This is a genomic window from Vibrio sp. J2-3(2022) (genome assembly GCF_021725735.1).
GTDB lineage: Bacteria > Pseudomonadota > Gammaproteobacteria > Enterobacterales > Vibrionaceae > Vibrio > Vibrio diabolicus.
Genome location: NZ_JAKKCK010000009.1, coordinates 75,773 through 82,634, shown reverse-complemented (window position 1 = coordinate 82,634; position 6,862 = coordinate 75,773). Strand labels below are relative to the sequence as shown.

At 46.6% G+C, this 6,862-nt stretch carries 5 protein-coding genes and 1 rRNA gene; 2 read left to right on the top strand and 4 right to left on the bottom strand.

The window, feature by feature from the left end; translation table 11 throughout:
- From L3V27_RS21680 to L3V27_RS21665, 4 genes are all read right to left on the bottom strand, one after another.
- Positions 1-87 (bottom strand): 16S ribosomal RNA (locus L3V27_RS21680); the annotation flags it as partial.
- A 455-nt stretch (positions 88-542) separates the two neighbouring features.
- Positions 543-1,070, bottom strand: a complete 528-nt coding sequence (hemG, locus tag L3V27_RS21675; protein ID WP_104974672.1) for a menaquinone-dependent protoporphyrinogen IX dehydrogenase — start codon at positions 1,068-1,070, stop codon at positions 543-545.
- Between the two features lie 9 nt (positions 1,071-1,079).
- Positions 1,080-2,537, bottom strand: a complete 1,458-nt coding sequence (locus tag L3V27_RS21670) for a TrkH family potassium uptake protein (protein ID WP_006743175.1) — start codon at positions 2,535-2,537, stop codon at positions 1,080-1,082.
- 46 nt (positions 2,538-2,583) lie between these two features.
- On the bottom strand, positions 2,584-3,207 hold the full coding sequence (locus tag L3V27_RS21665; RefSeq protein WP_074190073.1) for a YigZ family protein: 624 nt from the start codon (positions 3,205-3,207) through the stop codon (positions 2,584-2,586).
- Between the two features lie 261 nt (positions 3,208-3,468).
- On the opposite strand from L3V27_RS21665, the gene fadB reads away from it, so the two are divergent.
- Positions 3,469-5,640 (top strand): fatty acid oxidation complex subunit alpha FadB, encoded by a 2,172-nt coding sequence (gene fadB / locus L3V27_RS21660; RefSeq protein WP_237312708.1) that lies wholly within the window; start codon positions 3,469-3,471, stop codon positions 5,638-5,640.
- 14 nt (positions 5,641-5,654) lie between these two features.
- Complete coding sequence (fadA, locus tag L3V27_RS21655) at positions 5,655-6,830, top strand: acetyl-CoA C-acyltransferase FadA (protein WP_074190071.1); 1,176 nt, start codon at positions 5,655-5,657, stop codon at positions 6,828-6,830.
- Positions 6,831-6,862 lie beyond the last annotated feature (32 nt).

The following is a 6,862-nucleotide window of genomic DNA, read 5'->3' as shown; positions in this document are numbered from 1 at the left end:
GGTTCAGATAACTCGTTTCCGCTCGACTTGCATGTGTTAGGCCTGCCGCCAGCGTTCAATCTGAGCCATGATCAAACTCTTCAATTTAAGATTTTGTTCGGCTCAATGAATACTGAACATTACATAAAGTAATGTTTGAATTGACTGTGCTGAATCCGAAGATTCAATGGTCACTTCGTATCATTGAAACCTAAATTGTTTCCGAAGAAACTATTTGGATTATCATCAACGAGTGCCCACACAGATTGATAGGTCTATATTGTTAAAGAGCTTTTCCTGTTGAGCCTTGCTCAAAACAGGACGGCCATTTTAGCGAGTTAAAGTTTAGTGTCAATCACTTTTTTCAAACTTTCTTCAAGCGTTTCCGCTTGGCTAATTTGGCTTGCTAACCTCGACTGCGTTTCTTTCGAAGCGTTGCCGTGTCAGCGAGGTGGCATTATAGAGATTGCGATCACATTGGCAAGCCCTTTTTCTCGTTTTTTTTGATTTTTTTATCGTTCGGATAAATTTGCATCAAAAGCAGTCAAAAGAGCACGTTATTTCTACAGTTCTCTGAATTTATCTGCGAAAAGAGCCACTTTTTCCCAATTGGTGTATTCCACTTCTTTGGTCGTATCGGTTTCGCCACCTGTCATCGACATAATGAACCTAATCATAGTTCTGTCGAACCAGCTGTAACGTGGGTAATAAAGTGCACCAGCAAAAACACCGATTAGCGTTGGTTTCCAAGGAGACTTAATTAGAAACTTGCGAATGTAAGCACTACCTTCAGGTGTATCCTTTCCTTGGTCCTCTTTACGAGCGGTTAGGTTTACGCAGAAAAATGCCACTTTATTTTGCTCCAATTGATTGAGGTTTCGCTCAATAAACTGGTATAGCTTTTTATTAAGATGGCCATAGCGAATAGAGGCGCCTATCAATACTCTGTCGTATTGGCTGAAATCAATCGTCTCGACATTATGTAAATCCATCAACTCACAATCGAAGTCTGGAAGTTGTTCATCTATATAGTGGAGAATTTTTTTAGTCTGCCCTTCGCGGGAAGAGTATAGAAATAATGCTTTTGCCACGATTTCCCCTTAGCTACGCCAAAACGTCGGCGTAAGTAGAATAAGTAAGGTAAAGATTTCCAAACGACCAAACAGCATAGAAACTATCAATACCCATTTTGCTTTGTCGTTAACATCACCAAAGTGAAGCGCCACTTCTCCCAAGCCAGGACCGAGGTTGTTCAGAGTCGCAGCCACCGCCGAGAACGCACTGAGCTCATCCATTCCTGTTGCAATCAACCCCAACATACAAACCACAAATACCAATGCGTATGCGGAGAAGAAGCCCCAAACCGCATCGACAACACGTTGCGGTAGGGCACTGCCACCTACTTTGATGGTGTAAACCGCGCGCGGATGGACTAAACGTTTTAGTTCACGCGCACCTTGTAAGGTAAGAAGCAGGATACGAATCACTTTCATGCCGCCGCCTGTTGAACCAGCACAACCACCTATAAAGGAAGAGAACAATAACAGCACAGGTAAAAAGAGCGGCCAGTCCGCAAAACCTGTCGTCGTAAAACCCGCTGTTGTCGAAATTGACACGGTTTGGAACAGTGCCTGATCGAAAGCATCGTATGTCGATGTGTAAGAGTGATGTTTCAGTAATAATAGAAAGCAAATGACAAATAGCAGCACTTGAATAAACAAGAAGGCGCGAAACTCAGGATCTTTCCAGTAATACTTGGGATGCACACCACCCGATGCAAATGCAGCAAAGTGCAGTGTGTAGTTACATGCAGATATAAGCAGAAAAACCACGGTAATTAGGTTAATCGCGTAACTATCAAAGTATCCGATGCTGGCATCGTGGGTAGAGAAGCCACCAATGGCAATGGTGGAAAAGCTGTGACTGATGGCGTCAAATGGCGTCATACCAGCTAACCAAAAAGCCGATGCACAGGCGATAGTCAGGCTCAAATAGATGTACCAAAGCGCCTTAGCAGTTTCTGCTATGCGCGGCGTCACTTTAGTGTCCTTGACTGGGCCAGGGATCTCGGCGCGGTAAAGCTGCATACCACCAATGCCAAGTACTGGCAAAATCGCCACCGCTAATACGATGATTCCCATACCGCCGAACCACTGCAGTAACTGTCGATAGAATAGAATCGCTTTAGGTAACTCATCCAAACCAACAATAACGGTCGCCCCGGTCGTAGTGAGAGCAGAAAACGATTCAAAAAACGCATCTGTCACTGAGACGTTCGGGTTGTCAGCTATTAGAAAGGGGATCGAGCCTGCGCTGCCAAGTACTGTCCAGAACAGAACGACAATAAGAAAGCCATCTCGAGCTTTAAGCTCGTGCTTATACCTGCGGTTTGGGTACCAACAAACGGCCCCACAAAACAGCAGAACAAAAAATGTCGTGACAAAAGGCACACCTGCACCATCTCGATAGATCAGCGCAACGAGTGCTGGCGCAAGCATAGTGACACTAAAGAGTGCGAGCAGTAGCCCGACGATTCGAATAATTGAACGAAATTGCATGGATAAATTGACTAGCGAAGCTGTCCCTGTTGCTTCCTGTTTTTCATTATTGTCCGTCTAGCGGAGTGACAATTGCCTTTGCCCCGCTTTTATTGATGATTGCTTGGGTAAACGCGCTCACTTCTCGAAGCTCAATTTCCACCACTAATACCACCTGATCGCTGTATTCAGCCTCGACTTCTATCGCACCAAATTGCGGCATGATTGACTGTGCGATCGGCATAAACCCATAGTCTAACGTTAGTCTGAGCTTTGTGGTTATTTTTTTCTCAATAGTTTGAAGCAGCTTGAGCGCTTGTTGTACCCCACCCCCATACGCTTTAACCAAGCCGCCTGTACCTAACTTGATTCCACCAGAGTATCGCGTGACCACTGCCGTGATCTCCCCCACCCCAGAGCCAGACAGCTGCGCCAAGATCGGTTTGCCTGCAGTTCCGGACGGCTCCCCATCATCACTAAAGCCCCACTTCATCGAATCTTCTGGTCGACCAGCAACAAAGCCCCAACAGTTATGTCTAGCATCAGCGTGTTTAGCTTTGATTTGATCAACAAATGCTTTTGCAGCTTCGATACTTGGCGTGTGCGCCAAATAAGTAATGAATACGCTCTTTTTAATTTCTTCTTCAAATTGAGCGAGCTCTGCTGGAATCAGATAAGGCTTGTCATTCATAGGATTATGGATTCAGGTCTATTTGCCTGAAGTCTATCACGAGTGTGATTTACCCGTCGCATAAGATCTGCCACAGCGCACAATGTTAAACACTTGTTTAAAAAATGTATTGAAATTAGACAATCCACGATCCAAACTAACTTTACTGGTCAAACCAGAACAAAAATAAAACGACTTCCTCGATACCTATTTGCCGAGGTACACGGCGTCGTTGAAATAGGTATACAGACAATCCACGATTGTATGTCATGGAGATAGACAATGATTTACCAAGCCGAAACCCTACAGGTAAAGGAAATACAAGATGGTATTGCAGAGCTAAGCTTCTGCTCTCCAAAATCCGTCAACAAACTCGACCTAGCGACATTGGAATCGCTAGATAAAGCTCTTGATGCGCTCATTGCCCATCAAGGCCTCAAGGGGTTGTTGCTCACTTCAGATAAAGACGCATTCATTGTAGGCGCAGACATTACCGAGTTTTTAGGTCTGTTTGCTAAAACGGATGCCGAGCTCGACCAATGGCTGCAATTTGCTAATAGCATCTTTAACAAATTAGAAGACTTACCCGTTCCGACCATCTCGGTGATCAAAGGCCACGCTCTTGGTGGCGGTTGTGAATGTGTGCTAGCAACAGACATGCGTATTGGTGACAAAACCACCAGCATCGGCCTACCAGAAACGAAACTGGGAATCATGCCGGGCTTTGGTGGTTGTGTACGCTTACCTCGCGTTATTGGCGCAGACAGCGCAATGGAAATCATCACCCAAGGTAAAGCATGCCGAGCTGATGAAGCATTGAAAATTGGCTTACTCGATGCTGTTGTAGAGACTGATGCTTTATACGAATCGGCACTACAAACGCTGAACTCTGCAATTAACGAGAAACTTGACTGGCAAGCACGCCGAGCACAGAAAACATCTCCACTAACGCTGAGTAAGCTAGAATCGATGATGAGCTTCACCATGGCGAAAGGTCTAGTGGCACAGAAAGCTGGTCCTCACTACCCTGCCCCAATGACAGCCGTTATCACGATTGAAGAAGGTGCTCGCTTTGCACGTAATGAAGCGTTAGACATTGAGCGTAAGCACTTCGTGAAACTGGCCAAATCGGAAGAAGCAAAATCACTCGTTGGCCTATTCCTTAACGATCAATACATCAAAGGCATTGCGAAAAAAGCAGCGAAGTCAGCAAGTAAAGACACGCAACGTGCAGCCGTATTAGGTGCAGGTATCATGGGTGGCGGCATTGCTTACCAATCAGCGCTAAAAGGTGTGCCTGTCTTAATGAAAGACATCGCGCAAGCGTCGCTCGACCTAGGCATGACTGAAGCATCTAAGCTGCTGAATAAACGCTTATCTCGCGGTCGCATTGATGGCTTTAAGATGGCGGGTATTTTAGCGTCAATCACACCGAGCCTACATTACGCAGGTATTGAAAACTCTGATGTGATTGTTGAAGCTGTCGTTGAAAATCCGAAAGTAAAAGCGGCGGTTTTGAGTGAAGTCGAATCCCATGTCGGTGACGACACCGTTATCACCTCAAACACCTCGACGATTCCTATCAACCTATTGGCAAAATCACTAAAACGCCCAGAAAACTTCTGTGGTATGCACTTCTTCAACCCAGTGCATCGTATGCCTCTTGTAGAGATCATCCGTGGTGAGCACACCTCTGATGAAACCATCAATCGTGTTGTGGCGTATGCTGCGAAAATGGGCAAATCACCAATTGTCGTTAATGACTGCCCAGGGTTCTTCGTTAACCGCGTATTGTTCCCATACTTTGGCGGCTTCAGCATGCTACTTCGTGATGGTGCTGACTTTACGAAAATCGACAAAGTCATGGAGCGTAAGTTTGGCTGGCCGATGGGACCGGCGTACTTGCTTGACGTAGTCGGCATTGATACCGCGCACCACGCACAAGCTGTGATGGCTGACGGTTTCCCTGAGCGTATGGGTAGACAAGGTCGTGATGCGATTGATGCACTATTTGAAGCAGACAAATATGGTCAGAAAAATGGTAATGGCTTCTACAGCTACACCATAGATAAAAAAGGTAAGCCGAAGAAAACCTTCTCAGAAGCGATCTTACCAGTACTTGCTGACGTTTGTGCCGATAAGCATGACTTTGACGATGAGACCATCATTCAACGTATGATGATTCCAATGATCAACGAAGTGGTGCTGTGCCTTCAAGAAGGCATCATCGCCACTCCGCAGGAAGCAGACATGGCATTGGTTTATGGTCTTGGTTTCCCTCCATTCCGCGGTGGCGTATTCCGCTATCTAGACAGCGTGGGTATTGCTGAATACGTTGAAATGGCAAAACAACACGCCGAGCTAGGTGCGATGTACCAAGTGCCGCAAATGTTGATTGATATGGCGGCGAAAGGTGAAAGCTTTTACGGTGCACAACAGCAAGGTTCTATCTAAGGAGGGATTCTAAAATGACTAATCAAACAAGAAATGTTGTCGTAGTCGATTGTCTACGTACTCCAATGGGTCGCTCTAAAGGTGGTGCTTTCCGTCATACACGAGCAGAAGATCTATCTGCGCGTCTAATGAAAGGCATTCTTGCACGTAACCCACAAGTGAACCCAAGCGAGATTGAAGACATCTACTGGGGTTGTGTACAGCAAACACTAGAGCAAGGCTTTAACGTTGCACGTAATGCCGCGCTACTCGCGGGCCTGCCGATTGAAATTGGCGCCGTGACGGTTAACCGCTTGTGTGGTTCATCAATGCAAGCGCTTCACGACGGTACACGTGCCATCATGACTGGTGATGCTGAAATCTGCCTAATTGGTGGCGTGGAGCACATGGGGCATGTGCCAATGAACCACGGGGTAGACTTTCACCCAGGTATGTCAAAGAACGTAGCAAAAGCTGCGGGCATGATGGGCTTAACGGCTGAAATGCTGGGCAAATTACATGGCATTAGCCGTGAGCAACAAGACGAGTTTGCCGCGCGCTCTCACGCTCGTGCGCACGCAGCAACCGTAGAGGGTCGCTTTAAAAACGAAATCCTACCAATTGAAGGCCATGCGGCTGACGGTACACTGTTTACTCTGGATTACGACGAAGTGATTCGCCCTGAAACATCCGTTGAAGGTCTGTCTCAGCTTCGTCCTGTGTTTGACCCAGCAAACGGCACAGTAACAGCCGGTACATCATCAGCGCTGTCTGATGGCGCATCAGCGATGCTGATCATGAGTGAAGAGAAAGCCAATGAGCTTGGCTTGAAAATTCGCGCACGTATTAAGGGCATGGCGATCGCAGGTTGCGATCCATCCATCATGGGTTACGGTCCGGTACCGGCGACGCAAAAAGCGCTCAAGCGTGCTGGTCTTTCAATTGAAGACATGGATGTGGTTGAGCTAAACGAAGCATTTGCAGCGCAGTCTCTGCCGTGTGCTAAAGACTTAGGTCTGCTTGATGTGATGGATGAGAAGGTCAACCTTAACGGTGGTGCGATAGCATTGGGTCATCCACTAGGCTGTTCTGGTTCACGCATCTCAACAACGTTGATCAACCTAATGGAAGCGAAAGACGCGAAATACGGTCTAGCCACCATGTGTATCGGTTTGGGTCAGGGTATAGCGACCGTATTTGAGAGGCCTTAACGCTTTGAGTGAAGTAGGCTCAAAACGACGAT